Below are 21,035 nucleotides of genomic sequence, written 5' to 3' on the forward strand. Positions count from 1 at the left end.
GAATGGCTGCCATGGGCCATGGAGCGAGCACCCCGACCGACAGCGCGGTACCGCGCGCCGCGCTCACGGCGCAGAACGCGCCGAAGGTCGCGGCCACCCTCCAGGCCCTGGCCACCCCGTCCCGGCTGCTGATCCTGGCCCGGCTGCGCGAAGGACCGCTGCCCGCCACCGAACTGGCCGACGCGGTGGGCATGGAGCAGTCCGCCTGCTCCCACCAGCTGCGCCTGCTGCGCAACCTCGGCCTGGTCACCGGCACCCGCCGGGGCCGCTCGGTCGTCTACGCGCTGTACGACGACCACGTCGCCCAACTCCTCGACCAGGCCCTCTACCACGTGGAGCACCTGCGCCTGGGTGTCACCGACAGTCCGGGTGCGGCCGCGGCCGCGGTGGCTCCGGCGGGCTGAGGGCGGGCCGGGTCGGCGCGATCGGCCGGGTCAGGCCGGGCGGCGTTCGAGGCCGGCGAGGATACGGTCCAGGGCGTCGCCGGTCTCCTCGCGCGCGCGGGCCTGGTCCTGGGCGCGGGCGATGTACAGGCTCGCCTCGGAGATGAGCGCGGCGAGCATGCGGGTCAGCGGCTGGACCGCCAGCGCGTCGATGCTGCCCTCCTGCATGGCCTTGGTGAGCACTTCGGCCAGCAGGACGTAGCCGTGCTGGTCCACCAGGGAGTCCCAGATGCTGTGGCCGAGGACCGCGGGGCCCTCGATGAGGACGATCCGCTGGAACGACGGGTCGGCGCAGGCGTCCAGGAAGGACTGGAACCCCAGCCGCAGGGTGGTCCAGGCGTCGTATTCGGGGTGCGCCTCGGCGCGGGCGGTCTCCTGCTCGATGAGGCGCTGGGCCATGTCGCGCGCCGAGCGCTCCATCACCGCCCGGAAGAGATCGGCCTTGTCACTGAAGTGGTGGTAGAGCGCTCCGCGTGTCACGCGTGCAGAGGAGACGATGTCCTCGGTGCCTGTGGCCGCATAGCCGCGGGAGGCGAAAAGCGTCGCGCCCGCGGCGACGAGCGCCTCGCGCGTGTCGGCCATATGCTCCGCTTTTCTACGCCCTCGGGTGGGCTCGGCTCGCTCCATGCCTTCATCATCCAACATACAGCCTGTATGTTGGATGCAGCTTGTATGTCGATGTGAACCCCGGTCAGAAGACGGAGCACGGGACCATGGCACTTCCGCTCAACCTCACGCTCAAGATCGGCACCTACCTGGTGAAGCAGAAGCTGCGCCGCCGGGAGAAGTTCCCGCTCATCGTCGAGATCGAGCCGCTGTTCGCCTGCAACCTGGCCTGCAACGGCTGCGGCAAGATCCAGCACCCGGCGAGCGTCCTCAAGCAGCGGATGCCGGTGGAGCAGGTGATCGCCGCGGTCGAGGAGTGCGGAGCGCCGATGGTCTCGCTGGCCGGCGGCGAGCCGCTGATGCACCCGAAGATCGACGTGATGACGCAGGAACTGCTGAAGCGGGGCAAGTTCGTGGTGCTGTGCACCAACGCGGTGCTGCTGCCCAAGCACCTGCACAAGTTCAAGCCGCACCGGAACTTCGCGTGGATGGTGCACATCGACGGCCTGCGCGAGCGGCACGACGAGTCGGTGAGCAAGGAAGGCGTCTTCGACCAGGCGATCGAGGCGATCCGGCAGGCCAAGGCGGCCGGCTTCGCCGTCTACACCAACTCCACGTTCTTCAACAACGACAGCCCGCAGGACGTCATCGACGTGCTCGACTACCTCAACGACGACCTCAAGGTCGACATGCTGCAGATCTCGCCCGGCTACGCCTACGAGAAGGCGCCCGACCAGGACCGCTTCCTCGGCGTCGAGCAGACCCGGCAGCTGTTCCAGAAGGCGTTCTCCGAGGGCCGCCGCAAGAAGTGGCGCTTCAACCACTCGGAGCTGTACCTCGACTTCCTGGAGGGCCGCGCCGACTTCGAGTGCACTCCATGGGGCATCCCGTCCTACTCGCTCAAGGGCTGGCAGCGCCCCTGCTACCTGATGGCCGACGGCTACGCGAGCTCGTACCAGGAACTCCTCGACACCACGGAGTGGGACAACTACGGCCGCGGCAAGGACCCCCGGTGCGACAACTGCATGGCGCACTGCGGGTACGAACCGACCGCCGTCCTCGCCACGATCGGCTCGCTCAAGGAGTCGCTGCGGGCGGTCACCGGCCGCTGACCGGGGTGCGGAGGCGGCCCGGGGCCGGGCGGCGGGAGGGACGGGACGGGTCATGACCCGAGGGCGGCCGCGGGCGCCGGGCGCGGCAGCCGCCGGGCCCGGCAGGCGCGCGCTGCTCGTCGCGTCGGGGCTGTCGGCGGTCTCGGCGGGCGCCGCGCTGTGCGGCGCGGGCCCGGCCGTCGCGGAGGGCACCGACCGGACCCGGTATCCGGCAGCGGCCGGAGCCGGGGCGGGCCGCTTCGCCGAGTCCGTGGTGTGGGCCGCGGGTGAGGACGCCGCGGTCGAGCACTTCCTGTACGGGCTGGTGGTGACCGCGCGCGGCACCGTACTCGCGTGCAGCGAGGCGCGGTTGGACCCGTCCGACACCGGCGCGCACCACATCGCGGTCAAGCGCAGCACCGACGGGGGCGGCAGCTGGCCGGCATCGGTGCTGGTGGAGCGCGGCACCGACGGCCGGTGCTGGGCGAACCCGACGCTGGTGGCCGACCCCGTGAGCGGACGGGTGATGCTCTTCTACGCGCTGAACTCCGGCAACGACAGCAGCCGGGTGTTCTTCCGCGCCAGCCGGGACGACGGCCGGACCTGGTCGGACCGCACCGAGGTGACCGGGCTGTTCGCCGCAGATCCGCGGGCGCGCCCCTTCCACCTGCCGGGCCCCGGACACGGCCTCTGCCTGCGTGACGGGCGGCTGCTGGTCCAGGTCTGGCACCGCGAGTCCGTGACACTGCCCGTGGCCGCGCGCGCCTACGGGGCGAGCGTGCTGGTCAGTGACGACCACGGGGTGACCTGGCGGGCCGGCGGCACCCTCCCGGTGGACCCGGCGTACCCGGTCAACGAGTCGCGGCTGTTCGAACGCTCCGACGGCGCCGTGGTGCTGGAGGGCCGCTGCTCCAGCGGCGGGGTGCGTCCCCGGATCACCTCCGTCAGCCGGGACCGGGGCGGCAGTTGGGCGCCGCCGGTGTTCGACCCGGCGGTCCGGTCGTACACGTCCGTCGACTCCGGGATGGCCCGGCTCAGCGGCGGGTACCGCGAACAGGGCGTGTCCCGGCTGCTGTTCAGCCGTCCCGACAGCACCACCGCGCGGCAGAACCTGACGGTGGGCGTCAGTTACGACGAGGGCCGCAGCTTCCCGTACGAGAAGGTCGTGTACCCCGGGCCGGCCGGGTACTCCGACCTGGCCCACTTCGCGGACGGCACCGTGCTGGTCCTCTACGGCAAGGACACCTCCGAGGGGCGCCCCGTCGACCACGTCGCCCTGGCGCGCTTCGACCTGGCCTGGCTCACCGGCGGCCGCGACAGCAACCGCACCGGGCCGCGGTGGCACGAACACCGTTACGACGCCGCGTCGTTGGCGATGCTGCACACCGACCGGCTGCGTGCGGCGCGTTCCGCCGCCGACCCCTACACCGCGGCCGGGCGCGGGCTGCTGCTGCGCTGCGCGGGACCGGGCGCGTCGGTGACGTTCCGCCTCGACGTCCCCGCCCCCGGCCGCTACGAGCTGGTGGTGCGCTGCCGGCTGCGGCCCGGCGGACCGTCGCTGACCGCGCTGCTGGACGGTCGCGGGCGGGCCGCGGAGTTCTCCACGGACCTGGCCGACGGCATCGGGTACGGCGAGTTCTCCGCCGGCCGCCACGTCCTCACCCGGGCCGGCGCGCACACCCTCACCCTGACGGTGGTGGCGGCGGGAACGGGCGGGGCGGGCGCCGGATCCGGCGGGGACGCGGACGTCGAGCTGGACTACCTGGCGCTGCGCGCCTGACCCGTCCGGGTCGCCGGGCCCTGATGTCCGGAGCCGGACAGCGGGCGGGGGCGCCGCGCGGCCGGCCGCGCGGCGCCCCCGGAGGGACCCGGTATCAGTCCTGGTGTCAGTCCTGGTGGACGATGTTCGTGCCCGGGCCACCGGAGAGGGTGTCCGTGCCGGGGCCGCCGTACACCCCGTCGTTGCCGCTGTTGCCGTAGATCGTGTCGTTCCCGCTGTTGCCGTACAGGATGTCGTCGCCCTTGCCGCCGTACAGGAAGTCGTCGCCCTTCCCGCCGTAGATCTTGTCGTTGCCGTCGCCGCCGGACAGGTCCTGCCGGCCGTCGCCGCCGTTGATCACGTCGTTGCCCGCGCCGCCGTCGACGTTGCTGCCCGCACCGGACGCGTCGACGGTGTCGTTGCCGTTGCCGCCCTGCACGATGGTGTCCGCGCCGGCGTGGATGGTGTCGTTGTCGTCACCGCCGAGGGCCACGGTGTACGAGCTCACCGTGAGGGTGTCGTCGCCCGCGCCGCCCAGGACGTCGTTGCCCTGGACCTTGCCGGTCTCGGTGTAGGTGTCCTTGCCGTCGCCCAGGTCGAACCGGGCGAAGTAGTAGGCCTGGTTGGTGCCGTTGGCGTACGTGACGGCATCGTCGCCGTCACCGAGCGCGAGCTCCAGGGTGGCGTACGGGTCCTCGGTGTCGAGCATGGGGGCCGCGCAGGACACCTTGGTGTGGTCCGTGCTGGTGGGGTAGGTGCAGCCGTCGCCCGCGGTGATGGGCACCACGTCGTCGATCACGTAGGTGACCTTCGTGTTGCCGTCGGTGAGCGAGGAGGTGACCGTCACCTTGTTGGCCTGGCCGGCGGCGGCCGTGTAGACGATCGCGTTGTCGCTGAGCCCGGCGGTGGCGGACGGCGTCGCGGCACCGGCGGATCCGGCCGCGAGGAGCGGGGCTGCCAGTCCCGCGCCGAGGCTCAGTGTCAGTGCCGAGGCGGCACGGAAAGCCCGGCGGCCGGAGAAGTGAGAGGACATTGCATAACCTCACTGAGGAGTCTGTGGTTCTGACAATTGCGTGTGACTCCCTGAGTTGACGGTTGGTTGTAAGTGGGCGTCCGCGCTCCGGCGTCGCGGCTGTCGCGGGCGGACCGCGGAAAATCCGCTGACCAGGGGTGTTCGGCCGGTCATCCGCGCGGCGAAAAGCGGAATCCACGCCTGGTTCATCCGAAATTCATGCCGCCGGACGGGATTTCACGACGTGCCGGAGCGCCTTCGACCCGGCCGGAACGGGGCGTTGCTGCGCCGCGCGAGGAAACCGAAGGCCCGCACCCGGCGGTCGGGTACGGGCCTTCGGTTCGCTCGCAATACGCTTTGTGCGCGGCGTTATTGACCGGGTGTTGACCCCGGCCCCGCCCGCCGCTCCTGCCCGCGCGGATGGGGGCGGGCGGCGCGGTGCGGCTACCGGGCGTGGCCGCCGATCAGGACCTCCGCCGCGGCCACCCCGGACGCCGCGGTGGCGCCGTGCGTGAAGATCCGGACCGCGCCGGCGCCGGAGTCGTCCGGCAGGCCCATCTCCACCACGACCGCGTCGGGGCGCGCGGCGGCGAGGTCCGCCAGCGCCCGGCCCATCCACTTGTTGCGGGCGGCGTCCCGGACCACGACCACCAGCGGGCGCCCCGTGGCCGGTGCGAGGGCGTGCTCGTCGACGGCCTCGGGCCGGTCCGACAGCTGCTGCTGGTCCACTCGGACGAAGGTGGTCCCGGGCAGGCGCTCGCGCAGCGGGACGGCCACGCCCCACGGCGTCTCCTTGCCGATCGCCAGGTTGGTGGTCGGCACCAGCTCCACCACGTGCGGTGCGGCGGCCAGCGGGAGCACGCCGTCCGTCTCGCCGCTGACCCGCACGGCGCGCCGTGCGGCGGCGAAGCCGATGTCGCCGTGGACCGGGTCGACCGGGACCGAACCGGCCAGCCCGGTCGACCAGTCGGCGAACTCCCGGACCCGGCGGGACGCCTCGGCCAGTCGCGCCTCGGCGAGCTCGCCGGACCGCACGGCGCCGGCGAGCGCACCGGCGAGCAGCCCGACGGTGGCCTCCTCGGCGTTCTCCCCGCCGACGCAGACGGCGTCGGCGCCGGCGACCACCGCTCGTACGGTGGCGCCCTCGATGCCGTAGCGGCCGGTCACGGCGCCCATCTCGATCGCGTCGGTGACGATCAGGCCGTCGAAGCCGAGTTCCTTGCGGAGCAGGCCGCCCAGGATGCGGCTGCTGAGCGTGGCCGGGACGTGTTCGTCGTAGGCGGGCACCAGGAGGTGGGCGCTCATCACCGCGCGCACGCCCGCCTCCAGGGCGGCCCGGAACGGCGGGAGTGCCTGGGCGGCGATGGTGTCGAGGTCGGCGTCGTAGCGGGGCAGGCCGTGGTGGGAGTCGACGGCGACGTCGCCGTGCCCGGGGAAGTGCTTGGCGCAGGCGGCCACCCCGCCCGACTGGAGCCCGCGGATCCAGGCGGCGGCGTGCCGGGCCACCCGGTCGGGTTCGACGCCGAAGGACCGCACCCCGATGATCGGGTTGTCCGGGTTGGAGTTGACGTCGGCGCTCGGCGCGTAGTCGAGGGTCACCCCGGCGGCGTGCAACTCGCGGGCCAGGTCGCGGGAGACGGACTCGGTCAGGGCGACGTCGTCGACGGCGCCGAGCGCGAAGCTGCCGGGCCGGGTGGAGCCGGTGGAGGACTCGATCCGGGTCACGTCGCCCGCCTCCTCGTCGATCGCGATGATCAACGAGGGGTTCTCCGCGCGGAGTTGCCGGGTGAGCCGGGCGACCTGCTGGGGCGAGGAGATGTTGCGGGAGAAGAGCACCACGGATGACAGACCGTCAGCGATGGCCCGCAGCACCCAGTCCGGAGCCTCCGTGCCGACGAAGCCGGGCTGGAGGACGGAGAGCGCGAGGCGGCGCAGTTCGTCGCTCTCTTTGCTGGTGGACACCGATTTGCTGGCGGACATCAACGGGGCCTTTCGCGTGGGGCCGACGCACTGACCGCTCCGGCGGCGATTGGTACAGACCAACGGATACTCGCTCAGCCGATCAGGGGTGTCAAGACGATCCTGTCTGTCGGTTGGTCCCCTTACGCCTGGTGCGGGACGGATTGCACAACGCAACCGGCGCGCTCGCGAGTGGCGTCGTTCACCAACTCGCCATTTGACATCGCGAGTTGGTCTAGTCCAACTTAGGGGAGCGCGAGTTCAGCGAGCGACAGCCGTGGCGAATGGGGCGGATGGGCACGTTGGCTGGCGGAGCCCCAAAGGACCGGTCGGCGCGGCCGCGCGGTCCTCTCCGAGCCCCACGGCCAGGTATCCGTTCGTCTCCGGCGCCGATATCCGTTGCTGTGTACGTCCGCTGCGCCCGCACAGTCGACAGCGTCCGCCCGCGGAATTCGCGTTTCGCGCCGGACGCTCATGAACTTCCGAACCTTGGAGCGACTGTTGGCGCCGAACAGCCCCCACCGGGCATCCTCGGACATCCCGTACTTCAGCTCGGACGGCGAGATCTATCTCAGCCCCGTACCGCTGCGCGATCTGCGTAAGACACAAAAGCTCCGGGTGCTGTCCGAAGAGGACTTCGCCCACTGGCAGAACTACGGCTACGTGATCGTGGAGCAGGCGATTCCCGCCGAGGCCGCGCAGGAACTGCTCGACTTCGCCTGGGATTTCCAGGGCCTCGACCCGGAGCGCCCGGAAACCTGGTACGAGGAAAAGGAGTTCCGCTCCGACCTCGACCGGGAACTGCACATCTACGGCTTTGTCGAGGCGTACCAGCACCAGCTCATGTGGAACAGCCGTCAGGCGCAGCGGGTCTACGACGCGTTCGTCGACGTCTGGGACTGCGAAGAGCTGTGGGTGACCCTGGACCGGCTCAATCTCAATCCGCCGAACGTCGGGAACCGCGACCGCGCCCTCATCGCGCCCACCGAGCGCGGCTTCGACATCAAGCTGCACTGGGACATCGACAGCACGCTGGAGGTGCTGCCCCAGCGCGTCCAGGGCATCATCGCCCTCAATGACACCAAGCCCGACCAGGGCGGCTTCCAGTGCTCGCCCGAGCTCTTCCACCGCTTCGAGGAGTGGAAGGCGCTCCAGCCGGAGGACCGCGACCCCATCCGCCCGAGCACCGACACCGACGAGTACCCCGTCGTGCGCCCCGACCTGCGGGCTGGCGACCTGCTCATCTGGAACGGCGCCCTGGCGCACGGCGTGGCGCCCAACACCTCGGCGCAGGGGGTGCGTTCCGCGCAGTACCTCTCGATGATGCCCGCGCTGGAGTCGCACGAGGAGCTGCGCCGCTCCCGCGTCGAGTCCTGGCGGACCCTGAGCACGCCGGAGTGGAACAAGACGCTCGTCGGTGACGCCACCCGGCACGAGTCGCTCCGCTACGGCCCCGCCGAGCTCACCGACCTCGGCGCCAAGCTGCTCGGGCTGAACCCCTGGCACCCGGAGGACGGCGGCAGCACCGAAGACGCCGGCCAGGACGCCGAGCCCGCGGCCGGAGCGTAGCGATGCGCCGAATATGCCTCGCGCTGCCCACCAACAGGTCCTGCCTGCCGGCGATCGGCGCCCTGCACGACGAAGCGGCCCACGCCGCAGCGCACTTCGACGTCGAGGTGCACCTGCTGGTGCTCGACTCCTGCGGGACGGCGGAGTTCGAGCAGCACGCGGCCGCCGTCCGCGCGCTGCCGGCCACCCCCGGCGTCGTCCACCACCACCTCGGCGAGGCGCAGCAGCGGGACTTCCTGCGGCGGGCGATCGCCGTCTCCGGTGTGGCCAAGCCCGAGCACGTGCTGGACCTGATGCTCCCGTCCGCCCTGTCCTACGGCGCGTGCACCAACCGTGCGTTCCTGCTCGCCGCGGCGCTCGGCTGCGAGTCCGTGCACCGCCGCGACTCCGACAGCAGGTACCAGGTCGTCGCGGGGGAGCCCGGGCAGGACGCGTGGACGGTCTTCCCGATCCACCACGAACTCCTCTCGCTGGGGCGGCCCGCGAAGGACGCCGCCGCCGTGACACGGACCGACCTCGACCCCCGGCACGCGGGCAAGACCGTCTCCATGGTGGGCAGTTCGTTCGTCGGCGAGATGTCGGTGGACATCGAGGAGATGTTCCGCATCGACCCGGAGGTCTACTACGAGGTGGTCGGCCTGTGGGCCCCCTTCGACTGGTCGGCCCAGGACAAGCGGGAGTTCGCCGACGAGTCCTTCCGCGGGGCGGGCACCGAGCCCTTCACGCGGGACCACTCGACGCTCACGCTGGTCGACCCCATGCGGGTCGACATGTGCAACATCGCCTTCCACGGCGTGCACGAGGCGGTACCGCTGATGCCGGCCACCGACACGATCGGCAGCGACTACTTCCTCATCCACCTGGTGCGCGACGCCACGCTGCCCGGGGTGCTGCACAACCGGAACATCGAGAACTTCTACACCGCGGAGCGCCGGACCGGACCAGGGTTCACCGCGTACCAGCTGCGGTTCGCGAAGTTCTTCCTGTCCATGCTCTACCTGAACTTCGTCTACGACCGCATGGAGCGGGCCGGCGGGGAGCTGCTCGACGGCGGCGACCGGGTACGGACCGCCGCGATCGCGGACCTGCTGTGGGAGAGCAGCCGGCTGGACCAGGCGGAGAACGTGCAGCGGCTGGACGTCCTGGACCGCTGCTACCGCGCCCTGGGCGGCCGGTACGCGGAGTTCGCCGACGTGCTGGCCGAGTGCCGGGAGCGGCTGCTCGACGAGGCCCGGCGAGACATCGAGGAGTTCGCGGTGCTCACCGAGGCGTGGCCGGCCCTGGTCGGCGGCGCGAGAGCCACCGACCCGTACCCGCCCCAGCGGCAGCGGGACTGACGGCCGCGATGCGTGACGATACGCTGCTCGCCGCGCTGGCCGCGGCCGAGGAGGACCGGATCGTCTTCGATCTCACCGGGATCGAGGAGCGGTACGCGTCCCTGCTGGAGGAACTGCCCGGTGTCCGGGTGCGCTTCGCGCTGAAGGCGTGCCCGGTGGACGAGGTGCTGGACTGCCTGGCGAGGAAGGGGAGCGGGGTGGACGCGGCGAGCGTCCAGGAGATCAGGCAGGCCGTCGGCGCCGGCGTGCCGGCCGATCGCATCCACTACGGCAACACCATCAAGTCCGACGCGGACATCGCCGAGGCGTACCGGCTCGGCATCAGGGACTTCGCCACCGACACCGTGGAGGACGTCACCGCGATCGCCGCGCACGCGCCCGGCTCCCGGGTGTTCTGCCGCCTCGCGACGGACGGCGGCGGCGCCCTGTGGGGGCTGAGCCGGAAGTTCGGATGCTCGGCCGAGGACGCGGTCGCCGTGCTGGAACGGGCCCGGGACGCCGGGCTGGAACCGGCCGGCCTGTCGGTGCACGTCGGGTCGCAGCAGATGACGGCCGAGGCGTGGCAGCGGGCCTTCGAGCAACTCGTCGACCTGCTCGGGCTGCTGGGCCGGCGCGGTACGGCGCTGAGGTACGTCAACCTCGGCGGCGGCCTGCCCGCGCTCGGCTACCTCGACCGGCGCGGCGAACCCCTCGACCCGCCGCTGGACAAGATGTTCGCCGTGATCCGAGAGGGGATGCAGCACTGCCGGGACGCCGGTGGCCCGCTGGACTTCGTCGTGGAGCCGGGCCGCTACCTGGTCGCCGACCACGGCGCCGTCCGGGCGCACGTCTCCCGGCTGACCCGGCGCCACACCGAGACCGGGGAACAGCAGTTCTGGCTCTACCTGAGCTGCGGGAAGTTCAACGGCCTCTACGAGATGGACGCGTTGCAGTACCGGCTGGTCTTTCCCGGCCACCAGGGCGGCCCGTCCGTCCCGGCGACGGTCGCGGGGCCCAGCTGCGACAGCGACGACGCCTATCCCGGCGGCCACGGCCTGGTCCAGGTGCCGGAAGCGGTCGCGTCGGGCGACCCGGTGTGGGTGCTGTCCAGCGGGGCCTACGCCGTCAGCTACATGACGCAGGGGTTCAACGGGTTCGCGCCCCTTCCCTGGACCTGCGTGCGCAGAACGGAGGGCGAGCGCTAGATGACCCGCGACGTGCGGATCCGGCGGATCGCCGAGAGCGACTGGGCGGACATCGTCACGCTCGAGGCCGGCGCCTACACCGCTCTCGGCCTCACCGAGGGACGGGCGGTGCTGGAGTCGAAGGCCCGGGTCTCCCCGGCGACGTGCTTCGCGCTGGACGTCGTCCCCGGCGCGAGCACCGGCCGCCCCGCCGAACGCCGGCTGGGCGGCTACCTGCTGGCCCTGCCGTATCCCGAACGGTCCTACCCCGGCCTCGCCAGGCGCGAGGAGGTGGTCTTCCACTCGCGGAAGCTGCACCTGCACGACCTCGTGATCGCGGAGGACCTGCGCGGACGGGGGCTCGGCAGGCTGCTGTTCCGCCGGCTGGCCGGTGGGGCCCGGCGGCAGGGGTACGAGCAGATCTCCCTGGTCGCGGTCGGCGGCAGCCACACCTTCTGGTCCGCCAACGGCTTCACCGCCCACCCGGGCATCGCGGACCCCGGCGACTACGGCCCCGGCTCCGTGTACATGACCATGGCGCTGGCCCCGGACCGGGTCGGGGACCCGGCGCCGGTCGGCGGCCTGCTGAGCGGAGCACCATCACGAGACGAAGTGGGATGAGCCCTATGCTGCGCGTTCACGATCCTTTCCGCCGCGGGCAGTTGGCGACCGCCGCGCTGTTCTGCTCGCTGGGCTTCCAGTACGCCACCTGGGCCTCCCGGCTTCCCGCGATCAAGTCGCACCTGGGCCTGACCGCGGCGGAGGTGGGCCTGCTGCTGATGGCCACCGGGATCGGCGCGGTGGCGGCCTTCCCGCTGGTGGCCGTACTGATGCGGCGGCTCGGCTCGCGGCGCCTCGCGCTCGGCTCGGCCCTGTGCCTGGCACTGCTCCTCCTGGCGATGTCGGCGCTGCCGGACTACCCGGTCGCGCTGCTGGTGATGTTGTGCGACGGCGCTCTGGTCGCCGCCCTGAACGTCGCGATGAACGCGCAGGGGGCGGCCCTCGAAGCCGTGCACGAGCGCAACGCGATGGCGAGGCTGCACGCCACCTTCAGCGGCGGGTCGCTGGCGGCGGCCCTGCTCGCGTCCGGGATGAACGCGCTCACGTCCACGCTGATCGCGCACTTCGCGGTCGCCACGGTCCTGCTCCTCCTGCTGGTCGGCTCCGCGCGGACCGGCCTGCTCACCGAGGACCGCCGGGCCGAGGAGAAGAAGGAGAAGGGCCGCGGGCGCTGGACCATGCCGTCCCGGGTGACGCTCTGGCTGGGCGCCGCCATGGTGTTCGGCACGGTGACCGAAGGCGCCATGAACGACTGGTCCGCCCTCTACATGAAGGACGTGGCCAAGGCGTCGGCCGAGCTGGCACCGATGGGGATCGCCGTCGTCTCGGTGATGATGGTGCTCGCCCGGGTCTTCGCCGACAGCTGGCGCAGCCGCTGGGGCGACGGCCGCATCGTCCGGATCGGCAGCGCGCTGGCCGGGGCGGGGCTGGCGCTCGCCCTGCTCAGCGGCGGTGTGGTGCCCGCGCTGATCGGCTTCGCCTGCGTCGGCCTGGGCATCGCCTCCGTCACTCCCTGCGTGTACGTCGCCGCCGCGAAGAACGGTTCGGACGCGCTCACCGTCGTCGCGACGATGGGCACCACCGGGCTGCTCGCGGGCCCGCCCGTCATCGGCTTCATCGCGAACGCGAGCGGGCTCGTCTGGGCCCTCGGAGCGGTCGCCGCGGCCGCGATGCTCGTCGCGGTGTGCAGCACCCGGATCCGCTGGACCCCGGTCGAGGCGGTCCCTGCGGAAGCGTGAGCGGATCGCCCGAGGGGTGGTGCGGTGCGGGCACGCGCGCGCCCGCACCGCCCGCGCCGTTCACCGACCCCCGGCCGCACCGCCGAGCGCCGGGCGATGCCTTGCCGCCCTCGCAGGTCGCCCGCCCCGCCGCCCCGGACGGCCCGCTCCCGGCGACCCCGTGACCGCTACCGGCCGCGCCGGGCGACCGCCCAGGAGGCCGCGGCTATCCCCCCGGCGACGGTGAAGACGGCCGGCCAGGCGCCGACCTTCTTCGCCAGCGGGTGCGAGCCCGCGAACGCCGCCACATACGCACTCGTGAGGGCCGCCGCCGGCACCGCACCCGCGGTCCGCCGCCACTCGCGCGCCGCCACCACGCCGGCCGCGGCCAGCGCCGCGCCTCCCAGCTCGCGCCGCTTGGTCCAGCGGGCGAGCCCGTAGCCACCGATCAGTCCACCCGCCGCCACCACGCTGGCGTTCACCCCGGCCATGACGCACTCCTTCGCCCTGCTCACAGGCCCTCCACCGCTCCGCGGGCCCCACCGATCTCCGACTCCCCGAGATTAACCCGGCCCCGCTTTTCGCCGTCCGGGAGCCTGTGGAAAACTCCCGCGCCCCCGTCGTACCTGCTCCTCGAACGAGGCCGGGCCGACCGGGGCGCCGGGCCGGGCGGGCGCGGCAGGCACCTGAGTAAGGTGCACGCATGGCGGGCAACGCGGCGCGGACCGCTCCCAAGGCCGATCCGGCATCGGCCCTCAGGTTCGGCCTGGAACTCGTGGCCTGGGTGGCGACCCCCTGGTACTTCGCGGGGATCTCGTGGGTCCTGGCGGTGTTGTCACTCGTCGTCCTCATCGGACTTCCCACCGTGTTCGCGACGCCGGGCGACAAGCGGGCAGTCATGGTCGCGGTGCCCGGATGGGCCACGATCTGCCTGGTGCTGCTCCAGCTCGGCGCGGCGGTCGCCGCCTCCTGGGCGGTGTGGCCGGCGGGGGTGGCGGTGGCCGTGTCCGTGCTCGCCGCGGTGTGCGTCGGGACCGAGCGGCGGCGCTGGCGGCGCCTGCTGGACCGGGCCGGCGGGAAAGGATTTGGCGCTGGGGCGTCCACACCGTAAGGTGGTGTTCACCGACGCGGGGTGGAGCAGCTCGGTAGCTCGCTGGGCTCATAACCCAGAGGTCGCAGGTTCAAATCCTGTCCCCGCTACGAAACGAAGGGCCCGGCACTCAGTGCCGGGCCCTTCGCGCGTCTGCCGCGCCCCTCCCGCACCGCCCGGGGGCGTATGCGCCCGGCCACCCGTCGAGGCTCGGCACCGTATTCGCTCGGCGCCGTACCCTCTCGGCACCCCGTCGAAGCCCGGCGCCGTACCCGTCCGGCGCCGTACCCGTCCGGCGCCGTACCCGCCCAGCGCCGCGCCCGCTCAGCGCCGCGGCCCGCCGCGCGGCACTCCGCGCGGACGGCGCGTCTCGGGCAGGCGATACGGGGGCACGTCGCGGCCCGGCTGGTAGTGGGGCCCCTGGTGGATGCGGTGCAGGACGACGAAGACGTCGACGACCGCGACCAGCGCGATGAAGGCGCAGATGCCGGCCCAGCCGGGCTGGGACGCCATCGCGAAGCCCACCGCGGCGGCCACGCCCCAGATCACCCCGAGCAGCGCCAGCGTGAGGCGGAGCCGCAGCGGGCTGCGGGCCTTCGTCGGTTCGTACCCGGTCCTGGGCATCGCGCTCACCTCCCGAAGATCCGCCCCGCAGGGCATGCCGTCCTCTGCTTCCAGGGTCCACCCAGGAGACCCGGTCCGGGCAGTACCGGCGCGACGGGAGTACGGAAAACCGGGGCGCGGGCCCGTATCCGCCGCGTAGGGTGCGGCACCATGGTGGCGATCATCCGGGAGTACGAGGCCGCGGACGCCGTTGCCCTCTGCGCGTTGCTGCGGGCCGAGGAGCCCTACCAGGTGACGACGCCCAGGAGCGTGCACGCCCAGACGATCGGCGCTCCGGCGCGGCAGCGCTGCCTGCTGCTGGTCGCGGTGGACGCCGGGCGGATCGTCGGGTGCGCCAGGACCGGGCTGTTCGCCGACGCCCGGGACGCGGGCGCGGCCTTCGTGAACATCAACGTGGCGGCCGCCGAGCGCGGACAGGGCACCGGTGCGGCGCTGCTGGCCGCCGCCGAGGAGCATCTGCTCGCGATCGGCGCGACCGCCTCCTACGCGTGGGCGCACCCCGAGCCGGCCTGCGACACTTTCGCCGCCGCGCACGGCTACCTTCCCGGGCGCGAGGCCCAGTTCCTGCGGCTCGACCTGGGCTCCAAGGGGCCGCTGCCCGCACGACCGCGGGTGCCCCGCGGCGTGCTGCTGCTTCCGGCGGTCGCGTGGGAGCGCGACCCGAGGCCCCTGTGGCTCACGGACGTGGAGTGCTTCGCGGACGAGCCCGGCGACGTCGCCGCCGACCACCTCAGCTATGCGGACTGGCGCGCCCTGAACTGGGACCGCCCCGACTTCGACGCCGACCTGACGACGGTGGCCGTGGTGGACGGCGAGGTCGCCGGGCTGGTGATCGCGCAGACCGACGGCGAGCGGCACTACGCGTCCGGGGGCACCGGAATCCGCCGCCCGTTCCGCGGCCGGGGCCTCGCCAAGGCCGCCAAGGCGCAGTCCCTGCACCTGGCCCGCGCGAAGGGCTACCGCGAGGCCACCACCGCCAACGACGACGGCAACGCCCCCATGCTCGCGATCAACATCTGGCTCGGATACCAACTCTGCGGCTCAGAACGGCGGTACATCCGTGACCTCACCCACCCCCGCCCCGCGTGACCTGCCGTGGTCGCAGGGCCACTGGCTCAACCCGCCCGAGCAGGTCTCGCCCGACGGCGCCGACCTGCTCGTCACGGCCCGCGCGGGCAGCGACTTCTGGCGCACCACGAGCTACGGCTTCGTGCGCGACGACGGCCACGCCCTGCTCACCGACCTGCCGCCCGGCACCGCCGTCGAGGTCGGATTCCGCGCGGACTTCACCGAGTTGTACGACCAGGCCGGCGCCCTCGTGCGGGTCGACGCGTCGACCTGGATCAAGGCCGGCGTCGAGATGTCCGACGGCCTGCCGCAGCTCGGCGCGGTCGTCACGCACGGCACCTCCGACTGGTCGCTGGCACCGGTCCCGGAGTGGGCCGGCCGCGAGGTGACGGTCCGGGTCAGCAGGTCGGGCGACGCGCTGACGGTACGGGCCCGCTGCGAGGCCGAGCCGTGGCGTACGGTCCGGCTGGCCTGGCTGGACCCGGCCGCGAAGGCGCAGGGCGGGCTGTTCTGCTGCGCGCCGGAACGCTCCGGGCTCACGGTACGGTTCACCCGCCTGGCCGTCGGCCCCGCCGACACGTCCCTGCACTGACACTTCCCGCGCCGGACGCCACCGTACCGACCTGTCAGGCACCGTCCGTTTCCGCCGAACGCCCTTGCAGTCAGGCCCACTTCGGGCCCGTCCGGATCAGGCCGCCGGGTCCGGGGGCCGCAGGACGGCGTCCAGCGTGCGGGACCACTGCCGGACGATCCCGGCCCTGCGCGCCGAGTCGTCGCTGAGCAGGTTCGCCAGGCCCAGGCCGCGGGCCATGTCCAGGGTGGCCTGTACGGTCTCGCGCACCCCGGGGACCGACTCGTCGGCGGCCAGGAACTCCACCGCGAGCCGGTGCGCCTCCCGCCCGATCCGGGACTCCAGCGCGGCCACCCGCTCCCGCAGCTCGGGTTCGTCGGTGGCCGCCACCCACAGGTGCAGCGCCGCGCGGAACAGCGGCCCGGTGTGCACGGCGACGAGCATGTCGACGACCGCGTAGGTACGGTCCCGCCCCCGGCCGGGCAGCGCGCGGGCCCGTTCGCGGACGCTGGCCTGCCACTCCTCGGCCATGTGCGCCACGGCCGCCGTGAACAGCTCCTCGCGGGTGCCGAAGTGGTGCTGCGCGGCGCCCCTGGACACCCCGGCGCGTGCGCACACCACGGCGACGGTGCTGCCGGCCCAGCCGTGTTCGGCGAGGCAGGCGAGGGCGGCGGACAGGATGCGCTGCCGGGTGGCGCGGCTGCGGTCCTGCTTGGGCCCACGGTCGGTGCCGCCGGTGGACCGGTTCGCCGCCGCGGCGTCCTCGGCCGCTCCGGTCACAACGTCCATGGCGGGTCCCGCCGTTCGAGGAACGCCGTCATACCCGCGGCGGCGTCCGCGGAGGCGAAGAGCCGGCCGCTGAGCCGGGCCAGCGCCGGGCCGTCGGCGGTCAGCCGCTCCCGCAGTCCCGCGGTGGTCAACTCCTTGGTGGCGGCCAAGCCCTGCGGGGAGCCGGCGCGCAGCCCGGCCAGGATGCCGTCGAGGGCGTCCTCCCGCGCGGTGACCAGCCCGATCCTGATCGCCTCGGCGGTGTCGAAGCGCTCGCCGGTGAGGAAGTAGCGCGCCATGGCCCGCGCGTCGCCGCCGGCCAGCACCGGCATCGAGGCCACCGCGGGCGCCAGGCCGAGCCGGGACTCGCTGAACGTGTAGGTCGCCGCCGCGGTCGCCACGGAGATGTCGCAGGCGGCCAGCAACCCCAGCCCGCCGGCCCGGACATGGCCCTTCACCTCCGCCACCACCGGCTTGGGCAGCACGGCGATCCGCTCCAGCAGCGCGACGAGTTGCCCCGGTCCCTCGGCGACACGGCCCTCGGTGAGGTCGGCGCCCGAGCAGAAGGTGGTGCCGGTGTGGGTGACCAGCACCGCCCGGACCTCCGGGTCGCCGCCGGCTTGGTCCAGCGCGTCGTTGAGCTCGTCGAGCAGGCCGGAGGACAGGGCGTTGCGGTTGCGGGGGGAGTCGAGGGTGAGGACGGCCACACCCCGATCGAGGTGCCGGCGGACCAGCGGTGCTGTCGCCACGGACGGGCTCCTCTCAGTAGGACTTGGGCAGTCCCAGCGTGTGGTGCGAGACGAAGTTGAGGATCATCTCGCGGCTGACCGGGGCGATGCGGCCCACGCGGGAGGCGGTGAGCAGCGTGGCGAGGCCGTACTCGGCGGTCAGGCCGTTGCCGCCGAGGGTGTGCACGGCCTGGTCGACGGCTTTCGCGCCGGCTTCCGCAGCAGCGTACTTCGCCATGTTGGCGGCCTCTCCGGCACCCATGTCGTCGCCCGCGTCGTAGAGATGGGCGGCCTTCTGCATCATCAGGCGGGCCAGTTCGAGTTCGATGTGCGCCTGCGCGAGGGGGTGGGCGATGGCCTGGTGCGCGCCGATCGGGGCCTGCCAGACCTGCCGGGTGCGGGCGTACTCCACGGCCCGGGATATCGCGAAGCGGCCCATCCCGATCGAGAACGCGGCCGTCATCACCCGCTCCGGGTTCAGCCCGGCGAACAGCTGGAGCAGACCGGCGTCCTCGTCGCCGACCAGCGAGTCGGCGGGCAGCGCCACATCGTCCAGGAAGAGTTGGAACTGCTTCTCCGGGGCCGCGAGTTCCATGTCGATCTGCCGGAACTCGAAGCCCGGCGTCTCGCGTTCGACGACGAACAGGCACGGCTTCAGCCGGCCCGTGCGCGCGTCGGCGGTGCGGCCGACGATGAGGGTGGCGTCGGCGATGTCGACCCCGGAGACGAACACCTTGCGGCCGGTCAGCAGCCAGCCGCCGGTGGACGGGTCGCGGCGCGCGGTGGTGGTGAGCCGGTGCGAGTTGGACCCCGCGTCCGGCTCGGTGATGCCGAAGGCCATCCGCAGCGAGCCGTCGGCCAGGCCCGGCAGCCAGCGCTGCTTCTGCGCCTCGGTGCCGAACCGGGCGATCACGGTGCCGCAGATCGCGGGGGAGACCACCATCAGCAGCAGGGGGCTGCCGGCGGCGCCCAACTCCTCCAGCACGATGGACAGTTCGGCGAGGCCCTGGCCGCCGCCGCCGTACTCCTCCGGCAGGTTGACCCCGAGGTAGCCCAGCCGGCCGGCCTCCTGCCACAGCTCGTCCGGCTGCTTTCCGGCCCGCACCGTCGCGGTGAAGTAGGAGCGGCCGTAGCGGTGGCCGAGGGCGCCGACCGCCGCACGCAGCGCCCGCCGCTCGTCGCTCTCCAGCAGTGCGCGGTCGAAGGTGCCCGAGTCCGTGCTCATGGTCACTTTTCCTCCCGGTCGGTGGTGACGGCGTGGGCGCCCGCGTGCCCGTCGGGCGGCTGGTGCTGTGCGTCCCGCGGCCGGCCGCCGGTGTCCTCCTTGACGACGGCCAGCACGGCGCCGGGCTCGACCTGGCGGCCGACCTCGGCGGTCAGGTCGGTGAGGGTGCCGGTCGCGGGGGCGGTGACCGCGTGCTCCATCTTCATCGCCTCCAGCCACAGCAGCGGCTGCCCGCGCTCCACCCGGTCGCCCGGTGCGAAGTTGCCCAGTCGCACCACGGTGCCGGGCATCGGCGCCCGGAGCGAGCCCGGCGCGACCTGCTCGGCGGGGTCGGTGAAGCGGGGCAGCGCCCGGAGCGACGCGCTGCCGCCCGGGGTGTCGACGAAGACCCGGTCGCCGTGGACGGCCACATCGAACGCCCGCCGCACGCCGGCGACTTCCAGCTCCACCCGGTCCGGTGCGGCCGACCGCAGCACGACGTCGTCGTGGCCCGCGGCGGTCAGGCCGTCACGGGTGAGGCGGTAGCGGACCTCGTGCTCGGTGCCGGAGGGCTCGGCGCGGAACCGCTTGACCTGGTGCTGCGAGGGGAGGTTGCGCCAGCCGCCGAGCCGGGCCGCGACCGTGGCGCGGCCTCTACCGATGGCCGGACCGGTCGCCGGACCGTCTGCCGCGTGCGGTGCCTGATGCGTGCGGCGTGCGGTGTCCGCGAGCGCGGCGGCCAGCGCGGCGAGCCGTTCCAGCGAACGCGTCGCCGGCCCGGGTCCCTCGGTCAGCTCGGCCAACCGCCGTTCCAGGAAGCCCGTGTCGAACCGGGCCGCGGCGAAGTCCGGATGGCGCAGGATGTCGACAAGCAGCCGACGGTTCGTCAACAGACCGTGGATGCGCCCGCGTTCGAGTCCGTGGGCGAGGCGGCGGATCGCTTCCGCACGGGTCGGCGCCCAGGCGACGACCTTGGCGAGCATCGGGTCGTAGTGCACCCCGACGGTGTCCCCGGCGCCCACTCCGGAGTCCAGTCGCAGGCCCGCGTCGCGGCCGGGCGGCAGTGTGAACTCCGCGTCCACACCGGGAAGGTCGAGCCGGTGAAGCGTCCCCGCCTGCGGCTGCCAGTCGCGCGCCGGGTCCTCGGCGTACAACCGCGCCTCGATCGCGTGGCCGCGCGGCGCCGGCGGTTCCGGGGGCAGTGCGGAGCCCTCGGCGATCCGGAGCTGCCACGCGACGAGGTCCAGGCCGAAGACGCACTCGGTGACGGGGTGCTCCACCTGGAGACGGGTGTTCATCTCCAGGAAGTACGGCAGCCCGTCCGTGCCGACCAGGAACTCCACGGTGCCCGCGCCCTCGTAGCCGATCGCGCGCGCCGCCCGGGCCGCCGCGTCGTGCAGGGCGGTGCGCGTGGCGGCGCTCAGCCCGGGGGCCGGCGTCTCCTCGACCACCTTCTGGTGCCTCCGCTGCATCGAGCAGTCCCGCTCGCCGAGCGTCCACACCGTGCCGTGCGCGTCGGCCAGCACCTGCACCTCGATGTGCCGGGCACCTTCGGCGTACGGCTCGACGAAGACCTCGCCGTCACCGAAGGCCGCTGCCGCCTCGGCCCGGGCGGCCGTCAACTCGCCTTCGAAGAAGGTCAGTTCACGTACCACCCGCATCCCGCGGCCGCCGCCGCCCGCTGCCGCCTTCACCAGGACCGGCAGGTCGGCCGGGCCGACCTCCGCCGGGTCCAGCGCGGCGAACAGGGGTACCCCGGCGGCGGCCATCAGTTCCTTCGCCCGGGTCTTCGACCCCATCGCGGCGACGGCCTCCGGGGACGGGCCGATCCAGGTCAGCCCTGCCTCCCGCACGGCGGCGGCGAAGACCGCGCTCTCCGAGAGGAAGCCGTAGCCCGGGTGCACCGCGTCGGCCCCCGCGGCCAGCGCGGCGGCGACGACCGACTCGCCGCGCAGGTAGGTGTCCGCGGCGGCCTCACCCGGCAGCCGCACGGCGGCGTCCGCCTCCCGCACGTGCGCCCCGTCCGCGTCCGGGTCGGAGTGCACGGCGACCGTGCCGATGCCCAGGGCCCGGCAGGTGCGGAAGACCCGCCGGGCGATCTCGCCCCGGTTCGCCACCAGGACCACGTGGATCGGCGCGCGTCGGGCGGGTGCGGGTGCGCCGGCCGGTTCGGGTAGGGGTCCGTCTGCCGGTTCGGCCGCGGGACCGGGTACGCCGATCCCCTGCACCGGCTCCCGCTCTTGCCCCTGCTCGCTGCTCATCTCG

General features: G+C 73.2%; 20 protein-coding genes and 1 tRNA gene. 12 read left to right on the top strand and 9 right to left on the bottom strand.

What is annotated here, in order from left to right; translation table 11 throughout:
- Positions 1-11: 11 nt before the first annotated feature.
- The gene (locus C4U44_RS09345) at positions 12-404 is read left to right on the top strand and encodes an ArsR/SmtB family transcription factor (RefSeq protein WP_103885180.1); all 393 of its coding nucleotides are present in this window, start codon (positions 12-14) and stop codon (positions 402-404) included.
- A 30-nt stretch (positions 405-434) separates the two neighbouring features.
- Here the strand turns inward: C4U44_RS09345 and C4U44_RS09350 are convergent, their stop codons facing one another.
- Positions 435-1,025: a TetR/AcrR family transcriptional regulator gene (locus tag C4U44_RS09350; RefSeq protein ID WP_103885181.1), complete on the bottom strand. Its 591-nt coding sequence runs from the start codon at positions 1,023-1,025 to the stop codon at positions 435-437.
- Positions 1,026-1,156: 131 nt separating this feature from the next.
- On the opposite strand from C4U44_RS09350, the gene hpnH reads away from it, so the two are divergent.
- Positions 1,157-2,161 (top strand): adenosyl-hopene transferase HpnH, encoded by a 1,005-nt coding sequence (gene hpnH, locus C4U44_RS09355; protein ID WP_103885182.1) that lies wholly within the window; start codon positions 1,157-1,159, stop codon positions 2,159-2,161.
- A 52-nt stretch (positions 2,162-2,213) separates the two neighbouring features.
- The gene (locus tag C4U44_RS09360; protein WP_103885183.1) at positions 2,214-3,920 is read left to right on the top strand and encodes an exo-alpha-sialidase; all 1,707 of its coding nucleotides are present in this window, start codon (positions 2,214-2,216) and stop codon (positions 3,918-3,920) included.
- A 106-nt stretch (positions 3,921-4,026) separates the two neighbouring features.
- On the opposite strand, the gene C4U44_RS09365 is transcribed toward C4U44_RS09360, so the two are convergent.
- Both C4U44_RS09365 and C4U44_RS09370 read right to left on the bottom strand, forming a co-directional pair.
- Positions 4,027-4,932, bottom strand: a complete 906-nt coding sequence (locus tag C4U44_RS09365) for a calcium-binding protein (RefSeq protein ID WP_103885184.1) — start codon at positions 4,930-4,932, stop codon at positions 4,027-4,029.
- A 423-nt stretch (positions 4,933-5,355) separates the two neighbouring features.
- Positions 5,356-6,873: a glycoside hydrolase family 3 protein gene (locus tag C4U44_RS09370; RefSeq protein WP_103885321.1), complete on the bottom strand. Its 1,518-nt coding sequence runs from the start codon at positions 6,871-6,873 to the stop codon at positions 5,356-5,358.
- 495 nt (positions 6,874-7,368) lie between these two features.
- On the opposite strand from C4U44_RS09370, the gene C4U44_RS09375 reads away from it, so the two are divergent.
- From C4U44_RS09375 to C4U44_RS09395, 5 genes are read left to right on the top strand one after another with little or no spacing between them, the layout of a single operon-like run.
- The gene (locus C4U44_RS09375; protein WP_103885322.1) at positions 7,369-8,439 is read left to right on the top strand and encodes a phytanoyl-CoA dioxygenase family protein; all 1,071 of its coding nucleotides are present in this window, start codon (positions 7,369-7,371) and stop codon (positions 8,437-8,439) included.
- Between the two features lie 2 nt (positions 8,440-8,441).
- A complete protein-coding gene (locus C4U44_RS09380; RefSeq protein WP_103885185.1) occupies positions 8,442-9,776 on the top strand; it encodes a DUF6271 family protein in 1,335 nt (444 codons plus the stop codon).
- Between the two features lie 8 nt (positions 9,777-9,784).
- On the top strand, positions 9,785-10,960 hold the full coding sequence (locus C4U44_RS09385) for a type III PLP-dependent enzyme (protein ID WP_103885186.1): 1,176 nt from the start codon (positions 9,785-9,787) through the stop codon (positions 10,958-10,960).
- Positions 10,961-11,560, top strand: coding sequence for a GNAT family N-acetyltransferase (locus C4U44_RS09390; protein WP_103885187.1), 600 nt, complete (start codon positions 10,961-10,963; stop codon positions 11,558-11,560).
- Positions 11,561-11,565: 5 nt separating this feature from the next.
- Positions 11,566-12,738, top strand: coding sequence for an MFS transporter (locus C4U44_RS09395; RefSeq protein WP_103885188.1), 1,173 nt, complete (start codon positions 11,566-11,568; stop codon positions 12,736-12,738).
- 167 nt (positions 12,739-12,905) lie between these two features.
- On the opposite strand, the gene C4U44_RS09400 is transcribed toward C4U44_RS09395, so the two are convergent.
- On the bottom strand, positions 12,906-13,208 hold the full coding sequence (locus C4U44_RS09400; protein ID WP_103885189.1) for a hypothetical protein: 303 nt from the start codon (positions 13,206-13,208) through the stop codon (positions 12,906-12,908).
- Positions 13,209-13,420: 212 nt separating this feature from the next.
- Between C4U44_RS09400 and C4U44_RS09405 the strand changes: the two genes are divergently transcribed.
- Both C4U44_RS09405 and C4U44_RS09410 read left to right on the top strand, forming a co-directional pair.
- Positions 13,421-13,828 (top strand): hypothetical protein, encoded by a 408-nt coding sequence (locus tag C4U44_RS09405; protein WP_103885190.1) that lies wholly within the window; start codon positions 13,421-13,423, stop codon positions 13,826-13,828.
- A 15-nt stretch (positions 13,829-13,843) separates the two neighbouring features.
- Positions 13,844-13,917, top strand: a tRNA-Met gene (locus C4U44_RS09410).
- A 214-nt stretch (positions 13,918-14,131) separates the two neighbouring features.
- On the opposite strand, the gene C4U44_RS09415 is transcribed toward C4U44_RS09410, so the two are convergent.
- A complete protein-coding gene (locus tag C4U44_RS09415; protein WP_103885191.1) occupies positions 14,132-14,431 on the bottom strand; it encodes a DUF6343 family protein in 300 nt (99 codons plus the stop codon).
- Positions 14,432-14,581: 150 nt separating this feature from the next.
- Between C4U44_RS09415 and C4U44_RS09420 the strand changes: the two genes are divergently transcribed.
- Both C4U44_RS09420 and C4U44_RS09425 read left to right on the top strand, forming a co-directional pair.
- Complete coding sequence (locus tag C4U44_RS09420) at positions 14,582-15,520, top strand: GNAT family N-acetyltransferase (protein ID WP_103885192.1); 939 nt, start codon at positions 14,582-14,584, stop codon at positions 15,518-15,520.
- Complete coding sequence (locus C4U44_RS09425; protein WP_103885193.1) at positions 15,492-16,091, top strand: DUF1349 domain-containing protein; 600 nt, start codon at positions 15,492-15,494, stop codon at positions 16,089-16,091. Before C4U44_RS09420 ends, C4U44_RS09425 begins: the two co-directional genes overlap by 29 nt.
- Positions 16,092-16,187: 96 nt before the next feature.
- On the opposite strand, the gene C4U44_RS09430 is transcribed toward C4U44_RS09425, so the two are convergent.
- From C4U44_RS09430 to C4U44_RS09445, 4 genes are read right to left on the bottom strand one after another with little or no spacing between them, the layout of a single operon-like run.
- Entirely contained in the window at positions 16,188-16,859 is a 672-nt protein-coding gene (locus C4U44_RS09430) for a TetR/AcrR family transcriptional regulator (protein WP_103885194.1), read from the bottom strand.
- Positions 16,847-17,587 carry an enoyl-CoA hydratase family protein gene (locus C4U44_RS09435; RefSeq protein ID WP_103885195.1) on the bottom strand — a complete coding sequence of 247 codons (741 nt, stop codon included), beginning with the start codon at positions 17,585-17,587 and terminating at the stop codon, positions 16,847-16,849. Before C4U44_RS09435 ends, C4U44_RS09430 begins: the two co-directional genes overlap by 13 nt.
- A gap of 13 nt (positions 17,588-17,600) precedes the next feature.
- Positions 17,601-18,791 (bottom strand): acyl-CoA dehydrogenase family protein, encoded by a 1,191-nt coding sequence (locus C4U44_RS09440; protein ID WP_103885196.1) that lies wholly within the window; start codon positions 18,789-18,791, stop codon positions 17,601-17,603.
- 2 nt (positions 18,792-18,793) lie between these two features.
- Complete coding sequence (locus C4U44_RS09445) at positions 18,794-21,031, bottom strand: ATP-binding protein (RefSeq protein WP_103885197.1); 2,238 nt, start codon at positions 21,029-21,031, stop codon at positions 18,794-18,796.
- Between the last annotated feature and the right edge of the window lie 4 nt (positions 21,032-21,035).

The sequence above is a fragment of the Actinacidiphila yanglinensis genome (assembly GCF_900107965.1).
GTDB lineage: Bacteria > Actinomycetota > Actinomycetes > Streptomycetales > Streptomycetaceae > Actinacidiphila > Actinacidiphila yanglinensis.